Below are 24,076 nucleotides of genomic sequence, written 5' to 3'. Positions count from 1 at the left end.
GCGCATGGCACGCCTCGGGGGCGGCCCCTCGAAGAGGAACCGCCCCCGTCGCACGGGACTTACTTCCGCAGCATCGACTCGACCTCGGCGCGGATCTCGTCCGTCGCGAGACCGCGGATGGTCAGCGTCGTACGGCGGCGCAGCACGTCGTCCGCCGTCTCGGCCCACTCGTGGTCGCGGGCGTAGGCGACCTGCGCCCAGATCTCCGGGGCGTCCGGGTGTATCCGGCGGGCGAGCTCGGGGTTCTCGTTCGCCATCCGCGCGATGTCGAAGGAGAGCGAGCCGTAGTGGGTGGCCAGGTGCTTGGCGGTGTCGGCGGCCATCCGGGGGCCGGGGGCCGGACCGTCGACGAGCAGGCGGTGGGCGACGGCGTTCGGGTTGGCGATGCCGGGCAGCGGGAGGCGCTTCGGCAGCGCGGACACCGGCTCGTAGTCCTCGCCGAGCGGGTGGCCGGGGAGCTGCTCCAGCTTCTTCATGACCGTGCGGCCGATGTGGCGGAAGGTCGTCCACTTGCCGCCGGCCACCGACAGCATGCCGCCGCGGCCCTCGGTGACGACGGTCTCGCGCTTGGCCTTGGAGGTGTCGCCGGGGCCGCCCGGGAGCACCCGGAGGCCGGCGAAGGCGTAGGTGATCAGGTCGCGGGAGAGCTGCTGGTCGCGGATGGAGAAGGCGGCCTCGTCCAGGATCTGGGCGGTGTCCTTCTCGGTGACCTCGACCTGGCCGGGGTCGCCCTCGTACTCCTCGTCGGTGGTGCCGAGGAGCAGCATGTCCTCCCAGGGGAGGGCGAAGGTGATGCGGTACTTGTCGATCGGGGTGGCCAGGGCGGCCTTCCACGGCGAGGTCCGCTTGAGGACCAGGTGCGCGCCCTTGGAGAGGCGGATGGAGGGGGCCGCGTTGGGGTCCTCCATCTTGCGCAGGTGGTCGACCCACGGGCCGGTCGCGTTGAGCACGAGGCGGGCGTTCACGCCGAACTCGTCGCCGGTGGTGCGGTCCTTCAGCTCCGCGCCGGTGACCCGGCCGCGGGTGAAGCGCAGCCCGGTGACCTCGGCGTGGTTGAGGACGGTGGCGCCGGCGTCGACGGCGGCGCGGACCGTCATCAGCGCCATCCGGGCGTCGTTCATCTGGTCGTCGCCGTAGACGGCGACGGCCTTGAGGTTGTCGGTGCGCAGCTCCGGCACGTCCTGCGCGGCCTTGGCGGGGGAGAGCAGGTGTCCGACGCCGTCGCCGAAGGCCGAGAGGGCGGAGTACGCGAAGACTCCGGCGCCCAGCTTGGCGGCGCCGTGCGGGCCGCCCTTGTAGACGGGCAGGTAGAAGGTGAGCGGGTTGGCGAGGTGCGGTGCCACCTGGCGGGAGACCGCACGCCGCTCGAAGTGGTTCTCCGCGACCAGCTTCACCGCGCCGGTCTGCAGGTAGCGCAGGCCGCCGTGGAGGAGCTTGGAGGAGGCGGAGGAGGTGGCGCCGGCGAAGTCGCCGGCGTCCACCAGGGCCACCCGCAGGCCCGACTGCGCGGCGTGCCAGGCGGTGGAGATGCCCAGGATGCCGCCTCCGATCACCAGGAGGTCGTACGTCGCCTTGGAAAGCTGTTCCCGGGTCTCGGCGCGGCTCGGCAGGGAACCGGCAGCCGGGTGCGTCCCCAGGGCAGGGACGCTCTGCAGGGTGGTCATGTCGATCTACTCCTCGTCCTCGATCCAGCCCATGGTCCGCTCGACGGCCTTGAGCCAGCTCTTGTACTCGCTGTCACGCTTGTCGGCGTCCATGCGAGGGGTCCATTCCGCCGCCCGGCGCCAGTTGGCGCGCAGCGCGTCGGTGTCCGGCCAGAAGCCGACGGCCAGGCCGGCGGCGTAGGCGGCGCCGAGGCAGGTGGTCTCGGCGACCATGGGACGCACGACGGGCGCGTCCAGGAAGTCCGAGAGGGTCTGCATCAGCAGGTTGTTGGAGGTCATGCCGCCGTCGACCTTGAGTGCGGTCAGCTCGACGCCGGAGTCCTTCGTCATGGCGTCGGTGATCTCGCGGGTCTGCCAGGCGGTGGCCTCCAGGACGGCGCGGGCGATGTGCGCCTTGGTGACGTACCGGGTGAGGCCGGCGATGACACCGCGCGCGTCGGAGCGCCAGTACGGGGCGAACAGGCCGGAGAAGGCCGGCACGAAGTAGGCGCCGCCGTTGTCCTCGACCGAGGACGCGAGGGTCTCGATCTCGGCGGCGGACTTGATCAGGCCCATCTGGTCGCGCATCCACTGCACCAGCGAGCCGGTGACGGCGATCGAGCCCTCCAGGGCGTAGACCGGCTTGGCGTCGCCGATCTGGTAGCCGACCGTGGTCAGCAGGCCGCTGTAGGAGTTGATGATCTTGTCACCGGTGTTCATCAGCATGAAGGTGCCGGTGCCGTAGGTGGACTTGGCCTCGCCCTCGGCGAAACACGTCTGGCCGAACAGGGCGGCCTGCTGGTCGCCGAGCGCGGAGGCGACCGGGACGCCGTCGAGGATGCCGCCCTTGACCGTGCCGTACACCTCGGCGGAGGAGCGGATCTCCGGCAGCACGGTGGCCGGGATCTCCATGGACTGCAGGATCTTCTCGTCCCAGGCCATGGTGTGGAGGTTCATCAGCATGGTGCGGGAGGCGTTGGTGACGTCGGTGACGTGGTGGCCGCCGTCGACGCCGCCCGTGAGGTTCCAGATGACCCAGGAGTCCATGGTGCCGAAGAGGATGTCGCCGCGCTCGGCGCGCTCGCGCAGGCCCTCGACGTTGTCGAGCAGCCAGCGGACCTTCGGGCCGGAGAAGTAGCTCGCGAGCGGCAGGCCGGTCTCGCGGCGGAAGCGGTCCTGGCCGACGTTGCGGCCGAGCTCCTTGCAGAGGGCGTCGGTGCGGGTGTCCTGCCAGACGAGGGCGTTGTGGACGGGCTCACCGGTGTTCTTGTCCCAGAGCAGCGTGGTCTCGCGCTGGTTGGTGATGCCGATGGCCTTGACGTCGGCGGCGGTGATGTTCGCCTTCTCCAGCGCGCCGGCGACGACCTCCTGGACGTTGGTCCAGATCTCGGCGGCGTCGTGCTCGACCCAGCCCGGCTTCGGGAAGATCTGCTCGTGCTCCTTCTGGTCGACGGAGACGATCCGGCCGTCCTTGTCGAAGACGATGCAGCGCGAGGAGGTGGTGCCCTGGTCGATGGCCGCGATGAAGGGGCCGGAGGTGTGTGCGTCGGTCACGGTGTCTCCAAGGGAAGTCTGGAAGAAGGACGGCTCAGGCGAACGCGATGTTGTAGATACCCGCGGCGATGGCGCCACCGATCAGCGGACCGGCGACCGGGATCCAGGCGTAGCTCCAGTCGGAGCCGCCCTTGTTCGGCAGCGGGAGCAGGGCGTGCACGATGCGCGGGCCGAGGTCACGGGCCGGGTTGATGGCGTAACCGGTCGGGCCGCCGAGCGAGAGGCCGATGGAGACGACGACGAACGCGGTGATCAGGGCGCCGATGACGCCGAGACCCTTGCCGCTGTCGTTGAGGCCCTGGGTGAGCACGGCCAGGACCAGCACGACGGTGCCGATGATCTCGGTGGCCAGGTTCTGCCAGGTGTTACGGATCTCGGGACCCGTGGAGAAGATGCCGAGCACCGGGCCGGGGCCCTCGATCGGCTTCTCGCCGACGGTCTCGGGGTCCGTGAGGTGGGCCTGGAACTGGCCGTAGTAGGCCACCCAGACCAGCGCCGCGCCGATCATCGCGCCGAGCATCTGGCCGGCGATGTAGACCGGGACGTTGCTCCAGTCCCCGTCCTTGATCGCGATTCCGACCGTGACGGCGGGGTTCAGATGGGCTCCCGAGAGGGAAGCGGTCATGTAGACCGCCGTCATGACGGCGAAGCCCCACCCGAAGGTGATCGCGAGCCAGCCCGCGTTGCGGGCCTTGGAGCTCTTGAGCGTGACGGCGGCGCACACACCGCCGCCGAGCAGAATGAGTACGGCGGTACCGATGGTCTCGCCGAGGAAGATGTCGGAGCTGGACACCCGCGACTCCTTTGTCCTTCGTCCAGGGGAAGGCGAACCACGGGTCACTCCGATGGTCCGCGCCCTCGTGTGAGGGCGTTGCCGGCCCTTGGCACCGTCACACCTTAGCGCGTATTGCCGTTAGGTGTTCGACAATGCCGACCGATGAACGGAAGTTTTGCCCCCGGGTTAACAGCACGTCAAGGGTCTGGGAAGTGAAAAACCCGCCGATAACGCGATCGTTACCGGCGGGTTCGGTCCTGTTGTACGGGCTGCCGCACGCGGCCGTACGGAGGGTGGTCGGGCACGCCTCCGCGGGCGGTCAGAAGCGGCCCGCCCCCAGGTCACGGGAGACCGCGCGGGCGCAGTCCCGCACCGCGGCCACCAGCTCGGGGCGCAGCTCCCCGTCCGGGCAGACCCGCTCCACGGCGCCCGTGACCGCCACCGCGCCCACCGGCATCCGCCGCCGGTCGTGGATCGGCGCCGCCACCGACGCCACGCCGTCCCAGGTCTCCTCCACGTCCGCCGCCCAGCCCCGGGCCCGCGTCATGTCGAGCAGCGACTCGAAGTCGCCGAGCTCCGTGGTCGTCCGGGGCGTGAACGCCTCCCGCTCGACCTCCAGCACCTCGCTGTGCGCCACCGGGTCGTACGCCGAGAGGACCTTGCCGAGCGCCGTGGAGTGCAGCGGCTGCATGGCCCCCACCTCCAGGACCTGACGGCTGTCGTCCGGCCGGAAGACGTGGTGCACGATCAGCACGCCGTGCTGGTGCAGGACCCCCAGGTGCACGCTCTCGCCGCTGGACCGCGCCAGGTCGTCCGTCCAGACCAGGGCGCGGGCCCGCAGTTCGTGCACGTCCAGATAGCTGTTGCCGAGCCGCAGCAGCTCCGCGCCGAGCTGGTAGCGGCCCGAGGCCGCGTCCTGCTCCACGAAGCCCTCCGCCTGGAGGGTGCGCAGGATGCCGTGCGCCGTCCCCTTGGCCAGCCCGAGCGAGGACGCGATGTCGGACAGGCCGAGCCGGCGCTCGCCGCCCGCGAGCAGTCGCAGCATGGCCGCCGCCCTTTCAAGCGACTGGATGTTCTTCGCCATCGCCCGACCCCTCACCCTTCTCACACTGTTCGACAATGCTGAACACTATCGGTCGATGCCGACCTTGCGTCACACCACACAGTGTCGGCCAAGGAGGGGCAGGACCGGGAGTCCCCGCACACAGGATGCCGTCCGGCCCGTGGGACGCCGTGTCCACCCCGGCCCGCACGCGGTTACGCTGGCCCCGTGCACCCTCCCCCGAGGGTGCAAAGCCGACAGCCGTCGCATCCCAGGGAGCTCATCCATGGCCTCGTTGCCGACCCCTTCCGCTGACAGCCGGAACCGCGCCGCCGCCCTCCGCGAGGCACTCGCAAGCCGAGTCGTCGTCGCCGACGGAGCCATGGGCACCATGCTGCAGGCCCAGGACCCCACCCTCGAGGACTTCCAGAACCTCGAAGGATGCAACGAGATCCTCAACGTCACCCGGCCCGACATCGTCCGTTCGGTGCACGAGGCGTACTTCGAGGTCGGCGTCGACTGCGTCGAGACCAACACGTTCGGCTCCAACCACTCGGCCGCCGGCGAGTACGAGATCGCCGACCGGATCTTCGAGCTCTCCGAGGCGGGCGCCCGGATCGCCCGCGAGGTCGCCGACGAGTTCGGCGCCGAGGACGGCCGCCAGCGCTGGGTCCTCGGCTCGATCGGCCCCGGCACCAAGCTGCCCTCGCTCGGCCACATCGCGTACGACGTGCTGCGCGACGGCTACCAGCAGAACGCCGAGGGCCTCCTCGCCGGCGGCGCCGACGCCCTGATCGTCGAGACGACCCAGGACCTCCTCCAGACCAAGTCCAGCCTCATCGGCGCGCGCCGCGCGATGGACGCCCTGGGCGTGGACGTCCCCCTGATCTGTTCGCTCGCCTTCGAGACCACCGGCGTCATGCTGCTCGGCTCCGAGATCGGCGCCGCGCTGACCGCCCTGGAGCCCCTCGGCATCGACCTGATCGGCCTGAACTGTTCCACCGGCCCGGCCGAGATGAGCGAGCACCTGCGCTACCTCGCCCGCCACTCCCGTACGCCCCTCATGTGCATGCCGAACGCCGGCCTGCCCGTGCTCACCAAGGACGGCGCGTACTTCCCGCTCACCGCCTCCGAGATGGCCGACGCGCAGGAGAACTTCGTCCGCGACTACGGCCTGTCCCTGGTCGGCGGCTGCTGCGGCTCCACGCCCGAGCACCTGCGCCAGGTCGTCGAGCGGGTCCAGGGCCTCACGCCCCCCGAGCGCTCCCCGCGCCCCGAGCCGGGCGCCGCCTCGCTCTACCAGACCGTGCCGTTCCGCCAGGACACCTCGTACCTGGCGATCGGCGAGCGGACCAACGCCAACGGCTCGAAGAAGTTCCGCGAGGCCATGCTCGAAGGCCGCTGGGACGACTGCGTCGAGATGGCCCGCGACCAGATCCGCGAGGGCGCGCACATGCTCGACCTCTGCGTCGACTACGTGGGCCGCGACGGCGTCGCCGACATGGAGGAGCTCGCCGGCCGCTTCGCCACCGCCTCCACCCTCCCGATCGTCCTCGACTCCACCGAGGTGGACGTCCTGCGGGCCGGTCTGGAGAAGCTCGGCGGCCGGGCCGTCATCAACTCGGTGAACTACGAGGACGGCGACGGACCCGAGTCCCGCTTCGCGAAGGTCACCCGACTGGCCCAGGAGCACGGCGCCGCCCTCATCGCGCTCACCATCGACGAGGAGGGCCAGGCCCGTACGGCCGAGCACAAGGTCGCCGTCGCCGAGCGCCTCATCGAGGACCTCACCGGCAACTGGGGCATCCACGAGTCGGACATCCTCATCGACGCCCTGACCTTCACCATCTGCACGGGCCAGGAGGAGTCGCGGAAGGACGGCATCGCCACCATCGAGGCGATCCGTGAGCTGAAGCGGCGCCACCCGGACGTCCAGACCACGCTGGGCCTCTCCAACATCTCCTTCGGCCTCAACCCGGCCGCCCGCATCCTCCTCAACTCGGTCTTCCTCGACGAGTGCGTCAAGGCGGGCCTCGACTCGGCGATCGTCCACGCCTCGAAGATCCTGCCCATCGCCCGCTTCGACGAGGAGCAGGTCACCACCGCGCTCGACCTGATCTACGACCGGCGTGCCGAGGGCTACGACCCGCTGCAGAAGCTGATGGCCCTCTTCGAGGGCGCGACGGCGAAGTCCCTCAAGGCGGGGAAGGCCGAGGAACTGCTCGCGCTGCCGCTCGAAGAGCGCCTCAAGCGCCGCATCGTCGACGGCGAGAAGAACGGCCTGGAGGCCGACCTCGACGAGGCCCTGGAGACCCGCGCGGCCCTCGACATCGTCAACGACACCCTCCTCGACGGCATGAAGACCGTCGGCGAGCTCTTCGGCTCCGGCCAGATGCAGCTGCCGTTCGTGCTCCAGTCCGCCGAGGTCATGAAGACGGCCGTCGCCCACCTCGAACCGCACATGGAGAAGTCGGACGCCGAGGGCAAGGGCACGATCGTCCTCGCCACCGTCCGCGGCGACGTCCACGACATCGGCAAGAACCTCGTCGACATCATCCTCTCCAACAACGGCTACAACGTCGTCAACATCGGCATCAAGCAGCCCGTCTCCGCGATCCTGGAGGCCGCCGAGGAGCACAACGCCGACGTCATCGGCATGTCCGGCCTCCTCGTGAAGTCCACCGTGATCATGAAGGAGAACCTGGAGGAGCTGAACCAGCGCGAGCTGGCCGCCAAGTACCCGGTGATCCTCGGCGGCGCCGCCCTCACCCGCGCCTACGTCGAGCAGGACCTCCACGAGATCTACCAGGGCGAGGTCCGCTACGCCCGCGACGCCTTCGAGGGCCTGCGCCTGATGGACGCCCTCATCGGCGTCAAGCGCGGCGTCCCCGGAGCCGTGCTCCCCGAGCTGAAGCAGCGCCGGGTCGCCAAGACCGCCACCGCCGCCCTCCAGGTGGAGGAGCCGGAGCCCGGCGGCCGCTCCGACGTGGCCACCGACAACCCGGTGCCGACCCCGCCCTTCTGGGGCACCCGCGTCGTCAAGGGCATCCCGCTGAAGGACTACGCGTCCTGGCTCGACGAGGGCGCCCTCTTCAAGGGCCAGTGGGGCCTCAAGCAGAACCGGGCCGGCGACGGACCGGCGTACGAGGAGCTCGTGGAGACCGAGGGCCGGCCGCGGCTGCGCGGCTGGCTGGAGCGCCTCCACACCGAGAACCTCCTGGAGGCGGCCGTCGTCCACGGCTACTTCCCCTGCGTCTCCAAGGGCGACGACCTGATCATCCTGGACGAGGAGGGCAACGAGCGGACCCGCTTCTCCTTCCCGCGCCAGCGCCGCGGCCGCCGCCTGTGCCTCGCGGACTTCTTCCGCCCGGAGGAGTCCGGCGAGACCGACGTCGTCGGCCTCCAGGTCGTCACCGTCGGCTCGAAGATCGGCGAGGCCACGGCCAAGCTGTTCGAGTCCGACTCCTACCGCGACTACCTGGAGCTGCACGGCCTCTCCGTCCAGCTCGCCGAGGCCCTCGCCGAGTACTGGCACGCCCGCGTCCGCGCCGAGCTCGGCTTCGGCGGGGAGGACCCCGAGAGCGTCGAGGACATGTTCGACCTCAAGTACCGCGGCGCGCGCTTCTCCCTGGGCTACGGCGCCTGCCCCGACCTGGAGGACCGCGCGAAGATCGCGGACCTGCTCCGGCCGGAGCGGATCGGCGTCCACCTCTCGGAGGAGTTCCAGCTCCACCCCGAGCAGTCCACCGACGCCATCGTCATCCACCACCCCGAGGCGAAGTACTTCAACGCACGGTGACCGCCGCGTGACCACGTGCGGTAAATCCACGCGTTCGCGGTGATCGCGACGTACACTTGTCGGTCCAGTGCAGGCCGGTCTTCCTCCCCGTACCGGGGAGGGGGCCGGCCTTCTCGTCCCTCCATGGAGGTGTGCCGGATGACCAGTACGGTCCCCGCGTCCCTGTTCCGTACGAACGGCAGCTCCGCCCTGCAGGCGGTCTTCCTCGACATGGACGGGACCCTCGTCGACACGGAGGGGTTCTGGTGGGACGCCGAGGTCGAGGTCTTCGCGGACCTCGGACACCGCCTCGACGAGGCATGGCGGGACGTCGTCGTCGGCGGTCCGATGACCCGCAGCGCGGGATACCTCATCGAGTCCACCGGGGCCGACATCACCCTCGAAGAGCTGACTGTCCTGCTCAACGAGAAGTTCGAACAGCGCATCGACCGGGGCGTCCCGCTCATGCCGGGTGCCGAGCGGCTGCTCGCCGAGCTGGCGCAGCACTCCATCCCCACCGCGCTGGTCTCCGCCTCGCACCGGCGGATCATCGACCGGGTCCTCGCCTCGCTCGGCCGCGACCGCTTCACCCTCACCGTCGCCGGCGACGAGGTCGTCCGCACCAAGCCGCACCCCGAGCCCTATCTGACGGCCGCCCAGGGCGTCGGCGCCGACCCCGCACTCTGCGCCGTCATCGAGGACACCGCGACCGGTGTGGCGGCCGCGGAGGCGGGCGGCTGCCGGGTCGTCGCGGTGCCCTCCGTCGCCCCGATCGCGCCGTCCCCGGGCCGGGTCGTCGTGCGCTCTCTCGAAGAGGTCGACGTGCCGTTCCTGCGGACCTTGATCACGGGAATTTGAGCTTTATCTGAGGAAGGCCATCCGGCCAAAAGCATCCGGGCCATTCACCGAAAAGCATCCACGTGACCTTGGTCACTCAGAGTGCCGGACGGTGGGTGGCCCGTTCCCGTTCCGTGTCTCAAAAGCGGATGTTTGGGCGCCCCCTGTGTCCCGATTGGGTTATCGGCGTCCGCAACGTCCGGCGCATGGTTATCGAGATCCATGCATTCATGATCACTCTGCGATTACGGCCCTGTACGGCCCCGGTCAAGTGATACCGGCGCCGCGCACTAATCTTTCGCGAGTACTTCGCCGCATATCCGCGTGCACCGGCGCATACCCAAGTCGCCGTGAACACAGGACCGATCGCAACACCCGGCCCGATCGCTCCCGCCCCGACCGGGCGGCAGGCGGCGGAGTTCCACTGACCGCTGTACCCAGTGCCGGATGAGGAGATCTGTCCCTGATGAACCGCAAGACCCTGGTGCTGCCGGCCGTGGCCGGACTGCTCGCCCCCCTGCTCGCCGCCTGCGGCGGCGGGGAGGACGCCAGAGCGATAACCGTGGGCACCACGGACCAGTTCATCGCCACCGAGGACGCCCCCGCACCGCTCGACCCGGCCTTCGCCTACGACACCGGCGCCTGGAACATCCTGCGCCAGACCGTCCAGACCCTGCTGCACGTGCCCCGTGGCGGCGGCGAGCCCGTCCCCGAGGCCGCCAAGAGCTGCGGATTCTCCGACAAGGCCAGCGAGAGCTACCGCTGCACGCTCCGCGAGGGCCTCACCTTCGCCGACGGCACCCCCATCACGGCCGAGGACGTCAAGTACTCCATCGAGCGCGTCCTCAAGATCAAGTCGGACAACGGCACGGCCGCCCTCCTCGCGAACATCGACACCGTCGAGACCCAGGGCACCGACGGGATCGTCTTCCACCTCAAGACCCCCGACGCCACCTTCCCGTACAAGCTGTCCACCCCCGTCGCCGGCATCCTCAGCAAGGACAAGTACGCCTCCGACAAGCTCCGCGACGGCTTCGACGTCGACGGCTCGGGCCCGTACACCCTGAAGGTCGAGCGCGAGGGCGACAAGGCCACCCGCTTCGTCTTCACCAAGAACCCCGCCTACAAGGGCGACATCACCCTGCGCAACGACAAGGTCGAACTGCGCCCCTACGCCGACGCCGCAGCCATGGGCGCGGCCCTGGAGAGCGACGGCATCGACATGATGGCCCGCTCCCTGTCGCAGAAGCAGATCAAGGACCTCACCGAGACGCCCAAGGACGGCATCCGCGTCACCGAGGTCCCCGGCCTCGAAATCCGCTACCTCGGCTTCAACACCAAGGCCCCCTCCGTCCAGGAGAAGGCCGTCCGCCAGGCCATGGCCGCCGTCGTCGACCGCGGCGCCCTCGTCAGCCTCGTCTACGGCCCCACCGCCGAGCCGCTGTACTCGCTGATCCCCTCCAGCATCACCGGCCACGCCACCCCCTTCTTCGACGAGTACGGCGAGCCCGACCCGGCCCGCGCCGCGAAGATCCTCAAGGACGCGGGCGTCAAGACGCCGGTCAAGGTGACGCTGAACTACACCACCGACCACTACGGCGCCGAGACCGCCCAGGAGTTCGAGGCGCTCAAGAAGCAGCTCATCGCCAGCGAGCTCTTCGACGCCAACGTCCAGGGCGCCGAGTGGTCCAAGTTCCGCACCGCCCAGAAGCGCGGCGACTACGCCGTCTACGGCCTCGGCTGGTTCCCGGACTACCCGGACCCGGACAACTACATCGCGCCGTTCCTCGACAGCGACAACTTCCTCAACACCCCCTACGTGAACAAGACCGTTCGCGAGAAGCTCATCCCGCGCTCGCGCCGCCAGGCCGACCGCAACGCCGCCAGCCCCGTCTACGCGCAGATCCAGAAGATCGTCGCCGAGGACGTCCCCGTCCTGCCGCTGTGGCAGGGCAAGCAGTACGTCGCCGCCCGCGACGACCTCAACGGAGTCGAGTACGCGCTCAACACCTCCTCCGACCTGCTCCTGTGGGAACTGGGCCGCGGCACCGCCTGACCCCTTCGTTGTCCCGGCCGCGCGCCCCGCGCGGCCGGCCTGACAAGAGATCAAGAGGCAAGTTCTGTGAAGGCAACCAACAAGTGGCTGACGGCCCCGCTCGCCGCGGGCCTGTCCGCCGCCCTCCTCAGCGGCTGCGGCACCGAGCAGGGAAGCGGCTCCGGAGGCTCCGGAGGCGGCGTTCGCGTCGGCATGTCCGACGAGATCCTCGCCACGGACCCCGCCGCCGGCTACGACCCCGGCTCCTGGCTGCTGTTCAACAACGTCTTCCAGTCCCTCCTCGCCTTCCCCAAGGGCGGCTCCGAGCCCGAGCCCGACGCCGCCGACAAGTGCGACTTCTCCGCCGGCAGCAAGGTCTACACCTGCACCCTGCGCGACGGCCTCACCTTCTCCAACGGCAACAAGCTGACCTCGGAGGACGTCAAGTTCTCCTTCGAGCGGGCCCTCAAGATCGCGGACCCCTCCGGCCCGGCGCCGCTCCTCTCCACCATCGACACCATCGAGACCCCCGACGAGCGGACCGTCGTCTTCCGCCTCAAGGTCCCGGACGCAACCTTCCCCAGCAAGATCGCCTCCGGCGCCGGCTCGATCGTCGACCACCGCGACTACCCCGCCGACGCGCTGCGCACCGACGGCAAGGCCACCGGCTCCGGCCCGTACAAGCTGGACTCCTTCAGCGACAGCGAGGCCACCTTCTCCGCCAACGCCGGCTACAAGGGCGACGCCAAGGCGAAGAACAGCGCGGTCACCCTCAAGCTCTACCGCGGCGACCGCGCCGCGCTCTCCAAGGCCTTCGCCGACGGCGACATAGACGTCGCCTACCGAGGCCTCTCCGCCGACGACATCGCCACCCTCGAGAACTCCGCCACCACGGCCGACAAGGGCATCGAGGTCGTCCAGGGCAGCAGCGCCGAGGTCCAGCACCTCGTCTTCAACGTGAAGGACCCGGTCGTCGGCAAGCTCGGCGTCCGCAAGGCCATCGCCCACCTCGTCGACCGCGAGGACCTCGTCGAGAACGTCTACAAGTCGACGGCCACCCCGCTCTACTCGATCGTCCCGGCCGGCATCGCCGGACACAACACCGCCTTCTTCGACACCTACGGCACCCCCGACAAGGCCAAGGCGAAGAAGGCCCTCCGCGCCGCCGGCATCACCGGCAAGGTGAAGCTCACCCTCTGGTCCACGCCCAGCCGCTACGGCCCGGCCACCGACCAGGAACTCAAGGCCATCGCCGAACAGCTCAACGCGAGCGGCCTCTTCGACGCCGACGTCAAGTCCGTCGCCTTCGACCAGTACGAGAAGGACATCGCCGCCGGCAAGTACGGCGTCTACGTCAAGGGCTGGGTCCCCGACTACCCCGACGCCGACAACTTCACCAGCCCCTTCTTCGGCGAGGGCAACGTCCTCGGCAACCACTACGAGAACAGCACCATCACCGGCACCCTCATCCCGAAGACCGCCGGCATCGCCGACCGCGCCGCCACCTCCGACGAGTACGGCAAGCTCCAGGACCTCGTCGCCGAAGAGCTCCCGCTGCTCCCGCTCTGGCAGGGCAAGCAGTACGCCGTCGCCCGCGACGACGTCACCGGCCTCGAATGGACCCTCGACGCCTCGACCGTCTTCCGCTTCTGGGAGATCCGCAAGGGCTGACACCCCCGCTCCACACACGAGGGCCCGGCGCGCACCCCGCGCACCGGGCCCTCGTCGTCGTCGCGCCTACTGGCCGCCGGCCCCCGGCCGCACCAGACCGCTCTCGTACGCGTACACCGCGGCCTGCACCCGGTCCCGCAGGCCCAGCTTCGTCAGCACATGCCCCACATGCGTCTTCACCGTCGTCTCGCTGACGAACAGGTCCGCCGCGATCTCCGCGTTCGACAGGCCCCGCGCCACCAGCTTCAGGACCTCCACCTCACGGTCGGTCAGCGTGTTGAGCGTGTCCGGCACCTGCTCCTCGCCCGTCGGCAGATGCGCCGAGTACTTGTCGAGCAGCCGACGCGTGATCGACGGAGCCAGCATCGCCTCGCCCGCCGCCACCACCCGGATCGCCTGCACCAGCTCGTTCGCCGGAGCGTCCTTCAGGAGGAAGCCGCTCGCCCCCGCCCGCAGCGCCTCCACCACGTACTCGTCGAGATCGAAGGTCGTCAGGACCAGCACCTTCGCCGGACCGTCCCGTCCCGGACCCGTGATCTGCCGGGTCGCCTCCACCCCGTCCATCCGCGGCATCCGGATGTCCATGAGCACCACGTCCGGCTGCAGCGCCCGCACCTGCTCCTGCGCCTGCAGACCGTCCCCGGCCTCACCCACCACCGCGATGTCCTGCTCCGCCTCCAGAATCATCCGGAAGCCGGTCCGCAGCAGCGGCTGATCGTCGACCAACAGGACGCGGATCGTCACAAGGGCTCCTTCACGGGACTGAGCTCACCGGATGGCCCGCCACGCTGCGGGCCGTGCTCAGGAAGACGGCTGGGCCGGGTCCATTCTGCCCTGCCCGGATTCACCCGACTCCGGCGGGCGCGCGGAAACGATCTTCAGCGGATAGACCGGGGGAGTCCCGCCGAACTCGGGACAGACCGCCTGATGATCGCACCAACCACACAGCTTCGTCGGCCGCGGCCGCCAGTCGCCCGACTCCGTCGCCAGCCGGATCGCGTCCCACAGCGCGTGCAGCTTCCGCTCCACCCGCAGCAGATCCGCCTCCACCGGGTCGTACGTCAGCACCTCCCCGCTGCCCAGGTACACCAGCTGCAGCCGCCGCGGGATCACCCGCTTCAGCCGCCACACCACCAGCGCGTAGAAGGTCATCTGGAACAGCGCGCCGTCCCGGTACTCCGGCCGCGGCGCCTTCCCCGTCTTGTAGTCGACGATCCGCACCTCGCCCGAGGGCGCCACATCGACCCGGTCGATCACCCCGCGCAGCCGCAGCCCCGACTCCAGCTCAGTCTCCACGAACAGCTCACGCTCGGCCGGCTCCAGACGCGTCGGATCCTCCAGCGTGAACCACCGCTCGACCAGCTGCTCCGCCTCGGCCAGCCACCCCGCCAGACGCTCCCCGTCCGCGTCCTCCGCGAACAGCTCGCCCAGCTCCGGCTTCGACTCCAGGAGCCGGTCCCACTGGCCCGGCACCATCGACCTCGCCCGCGGCGCCGTCCGCTCCGCCGCCGGATCGTCGAAGAGCCGCTCCAGGACCGCGTGCACCAGCGTGCCCCGCGTCGCCGCCGCACTCGGCTTCTCCGGCAGCCGGTCGATCACCCGGAACCGGTACAGCAGCGGACACTGCATGAAATCGCTCGCCCGCGAGGGCGACAACGACATGGGCGCCCGCGGCTCCGCCGGCGGCTGCTCGCTCGTACTCATGACGAAGACCCTACGACCCACCACCGACAACCTGGTCCTGTCCGGCAGATCACGGCCGGGTCCGCCGCGGCCTGTCCGACCCTGATCCGCCGGACAGCACCATGCGGCATACCATCGACCTGGGACCCCGTCGCACTGCATGATCGAACCGTGACGCACCGACGCGGGTCACACCACGCGACGAAAGGAACCCGTGAACCAGGACGAGCCCAAGCCGCAGCGGACCGAGGATCCCGGCGGCGGGATCCTCATGGGACGGCCCTTCGGCGTGCCCGTCTACGTCGCCCCCAGCTGGTTCGTCGTCGCCGCCCTCATCACCTGGGTCTTCGGCGACCAGATCGACCGCGTCCTGCCCGAGCTCGGCGCCGCCCGCTACCTCGTCTCCCTCTTCTTCGCCGTCGCCTTCTACGCCTCCGTACTCGTCCACGAACTGGCCCACACCATCGCCGCGCTCCGCTTCAAACTCCCGGTGCGCCGCATCCAGCTCCAGTTCTTCGGCGGCGTCTCCGAGATCGAGAAGGAGACCGAGACCCCCGGCCGCGAATTCGTCCTCGCCTTCGTCGGCCCCCTCCTCTCCCTCGTCCTCGCCGGCGTGTTCTACCTGACCCTGTACGCCGTCGAGCCCGGCACCGTCCCCGGCGTCCTCCTCGGCGGCCTGATGATCTCCAACCTGATCGTCGCGATCTTCAACCTGCTCCCCGGCCTGCCCCTCGACGGCGGCCGGATGCTCCGCGCCGTCGTCTGGAAGATCACCGGCAAGCCCATGAGCGGCACCGTCGCCGCCGCCTGGGTCGGCCGCGCCCTCGCCGTCCTCGTCCTCGTCGGCCTCCCCCTGCTCACCCGCACCGGCCTCCTCGGCAACTCCACCGCCGACATCAGCGGCTTCGAGACCGTCACCGACGCACTCCTCGCCGCGATCCTCGCCGCCATCATCTGGACCGGCGCCGGCAACAGCCTCCGCATGGCCCGCCTCCGCGAGCACCTCCCCGAGCTCCGCGCCCGCGCCCTCACCCGCCGCGCCATCCCCGTCGAACCCACCACCCCGCTCTCCGAGGCCCTCCGCCGCGCCAACGAGGCCGGCGCCCGCGCCCTCGTCGTCGTCGACGGCACCGGCGAACCCACCGGCATCGTCCGCGAAGCCGCCATCGCCGCCGTACCCCAGCACCGCCGCCCCTGGGTCACCGTCAGCACCCTCGCCCAGGACCTCACCGACGGCATGCGGGTCCCCGCCGAACTCACCGGCCAGCCCCTCCTCGACCACCTCCGCGCCAGCCCCGCCACCGAGTACCTCGTCATCGAGGAGAGCGGCGAGATCTACGGCGTCCTCGCCACCACCGACGTGGAGCGCGCCTTCGTCAAGGCCATGGCACGACCGTCCGCGTAACCCCGGTACTCTGGTCACATGTCCGAACCGACCGGTGCCGCCCGCCGACGCGGGCCCTTCAAGGTCGGGGACCAGGTTCAGCTGACCGACCCCAAGGGCCGTCACTACACGTTCACGCTCGAAGAGGGAAAGAACTTCCACACCCACAAGGGTTCTTTCCCGCACGACGAACTGATCGGCGCCCCCGAGGGCAGCGTTGTCCGTACCACCGGAAACGTCGCCTACCTCGCGCTGCGCCCCCTGCTCCCCGACTACGTCCTGTCCATGCCCCGCGGCGCAGCCGTGGTCTACCCCAAGGACGCGGGGCAGATCCTGGCCTTCGCCGACATCTTCCCCGGCGCGCGCGTCGTGGAAGCCGGAGTGGGCTCGGGATCGCTGAGCAGCTTCCTCCTGCGCGCCATCGGAGACAGCGGCATGCTGCACTCCTACGAGCGCCGCGAGGACTTCGCCGAGATCGCGAAGGGCAACGTCGAGCGCTACTTCGGCGGCCCCCACCCGGCCTGGCAGCTGACCGTCGGCGACCTCCAGGACAACCTGTCCGACACCGACGTCGACCGCGTCATCCTGGACATGCTCGCCCCCTGGGAGTGCCTGGAGGCCGTCTCCAAGGCCCTGGTCCCCGGCGGCATCCTCTGCTGCTACGTGGCCACCACCACCCAGCTCGCCCGCACCGTGGAGTCCATCCGCGAGTTCGGCTGCTACGCCGAGCCGCAGCCCTGGGAATCCATGATCCGCAACTGGCACGTCGAGGGCCTCGCCGTCCGCCCCGATCACCGCATGATCGGCCACACCGGCTTCCTCGTCACCGCCCGTCGCCTCGCGGACGGGGTCGAGCCCCCGATGCGCCGCCGCCGCCCCGCCAAGGGCGCCTACGGCGAGGACTACGAGGGCCCCAACAAGAGCTAGTCCCGAAACGCGGCCCGCTCCCCGTAGCGAGGCTGACGTTCCGACATCCACACCACGCCGCCGTCGAGTTCCCCGCCCACGCGGGAGAACTCGACGGCGGCGTCCTCATGTTCGACCTCGCGTCCGCCGCCCCGAAACCGGCCGACCGACCCTCACCCCAGCTGTTCCGTCCCCCTGTGACGTGTGGCACGATGCCGGGAACCCCGTCGCACCACCCCACAGGAGACGTCTCGCGTGCAGCACTCCGCCGCCCCGGACCTCGCGGACCTCGCCCACACCGACGCCCGGCCGGCCCACTGGCTGGCCACCGCCACCGCGACAGCCGCGGTCGTCGCCCTCGCCGGACTGCTCCAGCCCGGCCCCGCCGGAGCGACCGGCGCCCCCGCCGCCGCCCCGCGCCCGGCACCCGCCCCCGAGGCCGCCGGAGCCGACTACCCCCTGGAGTGCGGGGGAGGCCCCCGTACGGTCGCGAAGCGCGCCACCGGAGACCTCGACGGCGACGGGAACCCCGAGACGATCGCGGTCGTGCGCTGCGAAGCCGGCTCCGGCACCCCGCCGAGCGGCGTCTACGTCCTCACCCGCGGCAAGGAGAACGGCAGCCCCGCGCGCGTGGTCGCCACGCTCGTCGCACCGGACCAGCACCGGAGCGTCACCGAGCTCGCCGTACGCGACGGGGCCGTGCGCGCCACCCTGCTCGGCTACTCGTCCCCCGAGGTGCCCAGCTGCTGCCCCGACGAGAAGGAGCAGGTCAGCTGGCGCTGGCAGAGCGGCGCCTTCGTCCGCGGCGACCAGACGGACGCGCGCGGCGTCTAGGGCCCGTCCCTTCGGATCAGGCCGGATCAGACCCGATCAGGCAGCGGGGGCCCGCCCGGAGGCCCGGGCCCCGCCGCGTCACTCGGCGTCCGGGCCGTACACCTCGACCTTGTCCTTGACCCGGCGCACATGGATGCAGTCGCCCGGGCACTCCTTCGCGGAGTCCACCACGTCCTGGAGCAGCGGCAGCGGCACCGGCGTGGTGGCGCCCGCGTCCTGCAGCAGCTCGTCGTCCGCGCTCTTCACGTACGCCAGCCCGTCGATGTCGAGCTCGAAGACCTCGGGAGCGTACTGCGCGCAGATCCCGTCCCCGGTGCACAGGTCCTGGTCGATCCAGACCTCCAGCGCCTCCTCGGCGCCCGTCGCCGGGGCCTCGTGCTGCACGGTCATATCTCCTGCCGTTTCTGCTTCGCGCGATAAGTCGGGCCACCCCTGACGGGTGTTGACCAATGACGACGATACAACCGCCCGCTTTCAAGCGGTGAAGGGTGGGTATTCCCCTGGCGAGAGGGGAAGCGCAAGGGTGAAGATCGGACACACCCCGGAGTCTTTTTGATCTAGGGGTTTCAATCACCACCCACGCAGGTAGGGTCAGGAAGCGTCCAGCTCCCCTTGGAGGAGGTGAGGACCGTGGCAGCCCACGACGACGACATCAACCGCGGCATCCGGCCGGGGCGGGGGTCTGAAGACCCCGCCGGTCAGGTTGCCTATCTCGAGCAGGAAATCGCCGTCCTGCGCCGCAAGCTCGCCGACTCTCCGCGCCACACGAGGATTCTCGAAGAGCGGATCGTCGAGCTGCAGACCAACCTGGCCGGCGTGTCCGCGCAGAACGAACGTCTGGCGAACACGCTCCGTGAGGCCCGCGACCAGATCGTGGCCCTCAAGGAGGAGGTCGACCGGCTCGCACAGCCGCCGGCCGGCTTCGGTGTCTTCCTGCAGGCGAACGAGGACGGCACGTGCGACATCTTCACCGGGGGCCGCAAGCTCCGGGTGAACGTCAGCCCGAGCATCGAGCTCGAAGAGCTCAAGCGCGGCCAGGAAGTCATGCTCAACGAAGCGCTCAACGTGGTCGAGGCCATGGAGTTCGAGCGCGCCGGCGACATCGTCACCCTCAAGGAGATCCTCGAGGACGGCGAGCGCGCCCTGGTGGTGGGGCACACCGACGAGGAGCGGGTGGTGAGGCTCGCCGAGCCTCTGCTGGACGTCACCATCCGCGCCGGCGACGCCCTGCTGCTCGACTCCAGGTCCGGCTACGTCTACGAGGTGGTCCCCAAGAGCGAGGTCGAAGAGCTCGTTCTGGAAGAGGTCCCGGACGTCGACTACGACAAGATCGGCGGTCTGGGCAACCAGATCGAGCTGATCCGCGACGCGGTCGAGCTCCCCTACCTCTACCCGGACCTCTTCAAGGAGCACGAACTGCGGCCGCCCAAGGGCATCCTGCTCTACGGCCCGCCCGGCTGCGGCAAGACGCTGATCGCGAAGGCCGTGGCCAACTCCCTGGCCAAGAAGGTCGCCGAGGTGACCGGCCAGCCCGCGGGGAAGTCCTACTTCCTCAACATCAAGGGCCCCGAGCTCCTCAACAAGTACGTCGGCGAGACCGAGCGGCACATCCGCCTCGTCTTCCAGCGTGCCCGGGAGAAGGCGAGCGAGGGCACCCCCGTCATCGTCTTCTTCGACGAGATGGAATCGCTCTTCCGCACCCGCGGCTCCGGTGTCAGCTCGGACGTGGAGAACACCATCGTCCCGCAGCTGCTCGCCGAGATCGACGGCGTGGAAGGCCTGGAGAACGTCATCGTCATCGGCGCCTCCAACCGCGAGGACATGATCGACCCCGCGATCCTGCGGCCCGGCCGGCTCGACGTCAAGATCAAGATCGAGCGTCCGGACGCGGAGGCCGCGAAGGACATCTTCGCGAAGTACCTCACGGCCAACCTGCCGCTCCACGCGGACGACATCTCCGAGCACAGCGGCTCGAAGGCCGCCGCCGCCCACGGAATGATCCAGTCCGTCGTCGAGCAGATGTACGCGGAATCCGAGGAGAACCGCTTCCTCGAAGTCACGTACGCCAACGGCGACAAGGAAGTCCTGTACTTCAAGGACTTCAACTCCGGCGCGATGATCCAGAACATCGTCGACCGGGCCAAGAAGATGGCCATCAAGGCCTTCCTCGACCACAACCAGAAGGGCATCCGGGTCTCCCACCTCCTCCAGGCGTGCGTGGACGAGTTCAAGGAGAACGAGGACCTGCCCAACACCACCAACCCCGACGACTGGGCCCGGATCTCCGGAAAGAAGGGCGAGCGGATCGTGTTCATCCGCACACTCGTCACCGGAAAGCAGGGCGCGGACACCGGACGCTCCATCGACACGGTGGCCAATACCGGTCAGTACCTGTAAAACGCCCACCGGCTGCGGATGTCCGGAAACCGGGCATCCGCAGCCGACGCATTCCATCCAGCATTTCCCCCGGCATCACAGGGAAACAGGAAATACTGCAACTGATCTCCCCACCAGCGCGGAGCCGCTCTAGGCTCATCGGTACCGCCGAGTCGCGCACAGTGAGCGCCGCCGGGCAAGGAGGGCCGCATGACCGTACGGCGAGTAATGGGCATCGAGACGGAGTACGGGATCTCCGTCCCGGGGCACCCGAACGCCAATGCCATGCTCACCTCGTCCCAGATCGTCAACGCCTACGCGGCGGCGATGCACCGGGCGCGCCGCGCCCGCTGGGACTTCGAGGAGGAGAACCCGCTGCGGGACGCCCGCGGCTTCGACCTCGCCCGCGAGGCCGCCGACTCCAGCCAGCTCACCGACGAGGACATCGGCCTGGCCAACGTGATCCTCACCAACGGGGCCCGGCTCTACGTGGACCACGCCCACCCCGAGTACAGCGCGCCCGAGGTCACCAACCCCCGCGACGCCGTCCTCTGGGACAAGGCCGGCGAGCGCATCATGGCGGAGGCGGCCGAGCGCGCCGCCCAGCTCCCCGGGGCCCAGCCCATCCACCTCTACAAGAACAACACCGACAACAAGGGCGCCTCCTACGGCACGCACGAGAACTACCTGATGAAGCGGGAGACCCCCTTCTCGGACATCGTGCGCCACCTGACCCCCTTCTTCGTCTCCCGCCAGGTCGTCACCGGCGCGGGACGGGTCGGCATCGGCCAGGACGGCCGGGAGAACGGCTTCCAGCTCAGCCAGCGCGCCGACTACTTCGAGGTCGAGGTCGGCCTGGAGACGACGCTCAAGCGGCCCATCATCAACACCCGGGACGAACCGCACGCCGACGCCGAGAAGTACCGCCGCCTGCACGTGATCATCGGCGACGCGAACCTCTCGGAGATCTCCACCTACCTCAAGCTCGGCACCACCGCCCTCGTCCTCTCCATGATCGAGGACGGCTTCATCACCGTCGACCTCGCCGTCGACCAGCCGGTCCGCACCCTGCACCAGGTCTCCCACGACCCGACGCTCCAGTACCTGATCACGCTCCGCAGCGGCCGGACGCTCACCGCGGTCCAGCTCCAGATGGAGTACTTCGAGCTGGCCAGGAAGTACGTGGAGGAGCGCTACGGCGACGACGCGGACGAGCAGACCAAGGACGTCCTGTCCCGCTGGGAGGACACCCTGGGCCGCCTGGAGACCGATCCGATGAGCCTCGCCGGCGAGCTGGACTGGGTCGCCAAGCGGGAGCTCATGGAGGGCTACCGGCGCCGCGACGGCCTGGACTGGGACGCGGCCCGACTGCACCTGGTGGACCTCCAGTACGCGGACGTACGCCCCGAGAAGGGCCTCTACAACCGCCTGGTGGCCCGCGGGCGCATGAAGCGGCTCCTGGACGAGACCGAGGTGGAGCGGGCGGAGACGGCGCCTCCGGAGGACACCAGGGCCTACTTCCGGGGCCGCTGCCTGGAGCAGTACGCCGACGACGTCGCCGCGGCCTCCTGGGACTCGGTGATCTTCGACCTGCCCGGCCGGGACTCCCTCCAGCGCGTCCCGACCCTGGAGCCGCTGCGCGGCACCAAGGCGCACGTGAAGTCGCTCCTGGACCGCTGCCGGACCGCGGAGGAACTGGTCCGCGTGCTTTCCGGCGGCTGAACCGGGGCCCCGGTGGGGGCCTGAAATACCCCGGCACTGGGAATCATGGAATCAGTGCCCGGGCGTTGTGGAAACTGCGGGGCCGAAGTCAGACCCGACCTATAGGGTCTGATCTTGTACGGACTCAACCGAGCGGGCCGATTCGAGCGGGGTGAGGGATATGGCGACCAAGGACACCGGCGGCGGACAGCAGAAGGCGACGCGATCCACGGAGGAGGTCGAGGAGACCACCACCGAGGCGAGCTCCGACCTCAAGGAACGCCAGGAGAAGCTGAGCGACGACGTGGACTCCGTCCTGGACGAAATCGATGATGTGCTCGAGGAGAACGCGGAGGATTTCGTTCGAAGCTTCGTTCAGAAGGGCGGCCAGTAAGGCCATCTGACCTTCGAATCGAAGGCTTGTGGGGGCGGTGTGGAAGCCGAAGATGTGAAGCGCTGCGCGCGGTGCGGCGAGTGCAAGCCGCGAGCGGCCTTCGCTCGTAAGCGGTCCAACCTGGACGGCCTGCAGCGACGCTGCAGGGACTGTGCAGCGGAGGCCGACCGTAAACGCCAGCGGGCGATGGGGTACACGGTCGGCCTCGCCGTCGAGACGCCCGAGGGGCATAAGTGCTGCCGGAAGTGCGGTGAGATCAAGCCGCACAGCGAATGGCACCGTAACGCCAGAGCATCGGACGGCCTCTCTGCCCGATGCAAGGCGTGCAGGAAGGCTCAGGGCAGATCTGATCACCTCAGGCGCAAGTACGGCATCACCGAGGCCGAGCTCGACCAGATGATCCGCGCCCAGGGCGGCCTCTGCATCATCTGTCTTCGGGCTCCGGCCGTGCATGTGGATCACTGCCACAAGACGGGTAGGGTCCGAGGCGTACTTTGCTTCAACTGCAACACGGGCATCGGCCTGTTGAAGGAGCGCCCCGACCGCATTCGTCGGGCCATCCGATACTTGGAGGGAACGCGTGGAAGCCAACACTCGTAGCACGGGGCGTCTACCCGCTGCCTTCCTGACGCCGGGGTCCTCGTCCTTCATGGACTTCCTGGCGAGCCACTCGCCGGACCTGCTCCCGGGGAACCGGAAGCTGCCGGAGGGGATCGTCGAGGCGCCGCACGGCACCACCATCGTGGCCGCCACGTTCCCCGGTGGCGTCGTGCTCGCCGGTGACCGGCGGGCGACCATGGGGAACATGATCGCGCAGCGGGACATCGAGAAGGTGTTCCCCGCCGACGAGTACTCCGCCGTCGGCATCGCCGGCACCGCCGGCCTCGCGGTGGAGATGGTCAAGCTGTTCCAGCTGGAGCTGGAGCACTTCGAGAAGGTGGAGGGCGCGACGCTCTCCCTGGAGGGCAAGGCGAACCGTCTCTCCACCATGATCCGGGGCAACCTGGGCATGGCGATGCAGGGGCTCGCCGTCGTGCCGCTCTTCGCGGGCTGGGACGAGGGCAAGGAGAAGGGCCGGATCTTCTCGTACGACGTGACCGGCGGCCGCTCCGAGGAGCACGGCTTCGCCGCCACCGGCTCCGGCTCGATCTTCGCGCGCGGTTCGATGAAGAAGCTGTACCGCGCCGACCTGACCGAGGAGCAGGCCACCACTCTGGTGGTGCAGGCGCTGTACGACGCGGCGGACGACGACTCGGCGACCGGTGGTCCCGACATGGCCCGCCGGATCTTCCCGATCGTCACCGTCATCACCGACGAGGGCTTCCGCAGGCTCAGCGAGGCGGAATCCTCCGAGCTGGCCCGGTCGGTCACCGAGCGGCGTCTCGAGCAGCCCGACGGGCCGCGCGCCGCCCTGCTCTGACCGTCCGTCGCCCGTAGAAGCCCTTCAGACCGGAAGAAAGGGA

At 69.6% G+C, this 24,076-nt stretch carries 19 protein-coding genes; 12 read left to right on the top strand and 7 right to left on the bottom strand.

What is annotated here, in order from left to right:
• Nucleotides 1–59 precede the first annotated feature (59 nt).
• The 4 genes from AB5J54_RS08670 to AB5J54_RS08655 all read right to left on the bottom strand — a co-directional run bounded on the left by AB5J54_RS08670 (nt 60) and on the right by AB5J54_RS08655 (nt 5,056).
• On the bottom strand, nt 60–1,664 hold the full coding sequence (locus tag AB5J54_RS08670) for an FAD-dependent oxidoreductase (RefSeq protein ID WP_369143304.1): 1,605 nt from the start codon (nt 1,662–1,664) through the stop codon (nt 60–62).
• A gap of 6 nt (nt 1,665–1,670) precedes the next feature.
• Nucleotides 1,671–3,197, bottom strand: coding sequence for a glycerol kinase GlpK (gene glpK, locus AB5J54_RS08665; RefSeq protein WP_369143303.1), 1,527 nt, complete (start codon nt 3,195–3,197; stop codon nt 1,671–1,673).
• 34 nt (nt 3,198–3,231) lie between these two features.
• Nucleotides 3,232–3,990 carry an MIP/aquaporin family protein gene (locus AB5J54_RS08660; protein ID WP_369143302.1) on the bottom strand — a complete coding sequence of 253 codons (759 nt, stop codon included), beginning with the start codon at nt 3,988–3,990 and terminating at the stop codon, nt 3,232–3,234.
• Nucleotides 3,991–4,291: 301 nt separating this feature from the next.
• Nucleotides 4,292–5,056 (bottom strand): IclR family transcriptional regulator, encoded by a 765-nt coding sequence (locus tag AB5J54_RS08655; RefSeq protein WP_369143301.1) that lies wholly within the window; start codon nt 5,054–5,056, stop codon nt 4,292–4,294.
• 244 nt (nt 5,057–5,300) lie between these two features.
• On the opposite strand from AB5J54_RS08655, the gene metH reads away from it, so the two are divergent.
• The 4 genes from metH to AB5J54_RS08635 all read left to right on the top strand — a co-directional run bounded on the left by metH (nt 5,301) and on the right by AB5J54_RS08635 (nt 13,335).
• A complete protein-coding gene (metH, locus tag AB5J54_RS08650; protein ID WP_369143300.1) occupies nt 5,301–8,813 on the top strand; it encodes a methionine synthase in 3,513 nt (1,170 codons plus the stop codon).
• A gap of 138 nt (nt 8,814–8,951) precedes the next feature.
• The gene (locus AB5J54_RS08645) at nt 8,952–9,650 is read left to right on the top strand and encodes an HAD family hydrolase (protein ID WP_369143298.1); all 699 of its coding nucleotides are present in this window, start codon (nt 8,952–8,954) and stop codon (nt 9,648–9,650) included.
• A 445-nt stretch (nt 9,651–10,095) separates the two neighbouring features.
• Nucleotides 10,096–11,685: an ABC transporter substrate-binding protein gene (locus AB5J54_RS08640; protein WP_369143296.1), complete on the top strand. Its 1,590-nt coding sequence runs from the start codon at nt 10,096–10,098 to the stop codon at nt 11,683–11,685.
• Between the two features lie 66 nt (nt 11,686–11,751).
• A complete protein-coding gene (locus AB5J54_RS08635) occupies nt 11,752–13,335 on the top strand; it encodes an ABC transporter substrate-binding protein (protein ID WP_369143294.1) in 1,584 nt (527 codons plus the stop codon).
• Between the two features lie 66 nt (nt 13,336–13,401).
• Here the strand turns inward: AB5J54_RS08635 and AB5J54_RS08630 are convergent, their stop codons facing one another.
• Together AB5J54_RS08630 and AB5J54_RS08625 are read right to left on the bottom strand one after the other, a co-directional pair.
• Complete coding sequence (locus AB5J54_RS08630; RefSeq protein WP_030691890.1) at nt 13,402–14,079, bottom strand: response regulator transcription factor; 678 nt, start codon at nt 14,077–14,079, stop codon at nt 13,402–13,404.
• Nucleotides 14,080–14,136: 57 nt separating this feature from the next.
• Complete coding sequence (locus AB5J54_RS08625; RefSeq protein WP_369143293.1) at nt 14,137–15,039, bottom strand: RecB family exonuclease; 903 nt, start codon at nt 15,037–15,039, stop codon at nt 14,137–14,139.
• A gap of 250 nt (nt 15,040–15,289) precedes the next feature.
• On the opposite strand from AB5J54_RS08625, the gene AB5J54_RS08620 reads away from it, so the two are divergent.
• From AB5J54_RS08620 to AB5J54_RS08610, 3 genes are all read left to right on the top strand, one after another.
• On the top strand, nt 15,290–16,423 hold the full coding sequence (locus tag AB5J54_RS08620; RefSeq protein WP_369149264.1) for a site-2 protease family protein: 1,134 nt from the start codon (nt 15,290–15,292) through the stop codon (nt 16,421–16,423).
• A gap of 18 nt (nt 16,424–16,441) precedes the next feature.
• On the top strand, nt 16,442–17,329 hold the full coding sequence (locus tag AB5J54_RS08615) for a tRNA (adenine-N1)-methyltransferase (RefSeq protein ID WP_351193250.1): 888 nt from the start codon (nt 16,442–16,444) through the stop codon (nt 17,327–17,329).
• Nucleotides 17,330–17,563: 234 nt separating this feature from the next.
• The gene (locus tag AB5J54_RS08610) at nt 17,564–18,142 is read left to right on the top strand and encodes a hypothetical protein (RefSeq protein WP_369143292.1); all 579 of its coding nucleotides are present in this window, start codon (nt 17,564–17,566) and stop codon (nt 18,140–18,142) included.
• Between the two features lie 78 nt (nt 18,143–18,220).
• Here AB5J54_RS08610 and AB5J54_RS08605 read toward each other — a convergent pair whose 3' ends face one another.
• Nucleotides 18,221–18,532: a ferredoxin gene (locus AB5J54_RS08605; protein ID WP_369143291.1), complete on the bottom strand. Its 312-nt coding sequence runs from the start codon at nt 18,530–18,532 to the stop codon at nt 18,221–18,223.
• A gap of 240 nt (nt 18,533–18,772) precedes the next feature.
• Between AB5J54_RS08605 and arc the strand changes: the two genes are divergently transcribed.
• The 5 genes from arc (at nt 18,773) to prcB (ending at nt 24,033) form a co-directional block, all read left to right on the top strand.
• Nucleotides 18,773–20,539 (top strand): proteasome ATPase, encoded by a 1,767-nt coding sequence (gene arc / locus AB5J54_RS08600; RefSeq protein ID WP_369143290.1) that lies wholly within the window; start codon nt 18,773–18,775, stop codon nt 20,537–20,539.
• Between the two features lie 189 nt (nt 20,540–20,728).
• Nucleotides 20,729–22,240: a depupylase/deamidase Dop gene (gene dop / locus AB5J54_RS08595; RefSeq protein ID WP_369143288.1), complete on the top strand. Its 1,512-nt coding sequence runs from the start codon at nt 20,729–20,731 to the stop codon at nt 22,238–22,240.
• Between the two features lie 160 nt (nt 22,241–22,400).
• Entirely contained in the window at nt 22,401–22,613 is a 213-nt protein-coding gene (locus AB5J54_RS08590) for a ubiquitin-like protein Pup (RefSeq protein WP_030494396.1), read from the top strand.
• 186 nt (nt 22,614–22,799) lie between these two features.
• Nucleotides 22,800–23,213, top strand: a complete 414-nt coding sequence (locus tag AB5J54_RS08585) for an endonuclease VII domain-containing protein (protein WP_369149263.1) — start codon at nt 22,800–22,802, stop codon at nt 23,211–23,213.
• Nucleotides 23,194–24,033, top strand: a complete 840-nt coding sequence (gene prcB, locus AB5J54_RS08580; RefSeq protein ID WP_369143287.1) for a proteasome subunit beta — start codon at nt 23,194–23,196, stop codon at nt 24,031–24,033. The genes AB5J54_RS08585 and prcB overlap by 20 nt, the downstream gene beginning before the upstream one ends.
• The last annotated feature ends 43 nt before the right edge of the window (nt 24,034–24,076 follow it).

Origin of the sequence: Streptomyces sp. R44 (assembly GCF_041053105.1) — a bacterium.
Lineage (GTDB): Bacteria > Actinomycetota > Actinomycetes > Streptomycetales > Streptomycetaceae > Streptomyces.
Note: the sequence above shows the minus strand (reverse complement) of the source record. Positions and strands in the feature narration are given on the sequence as shown.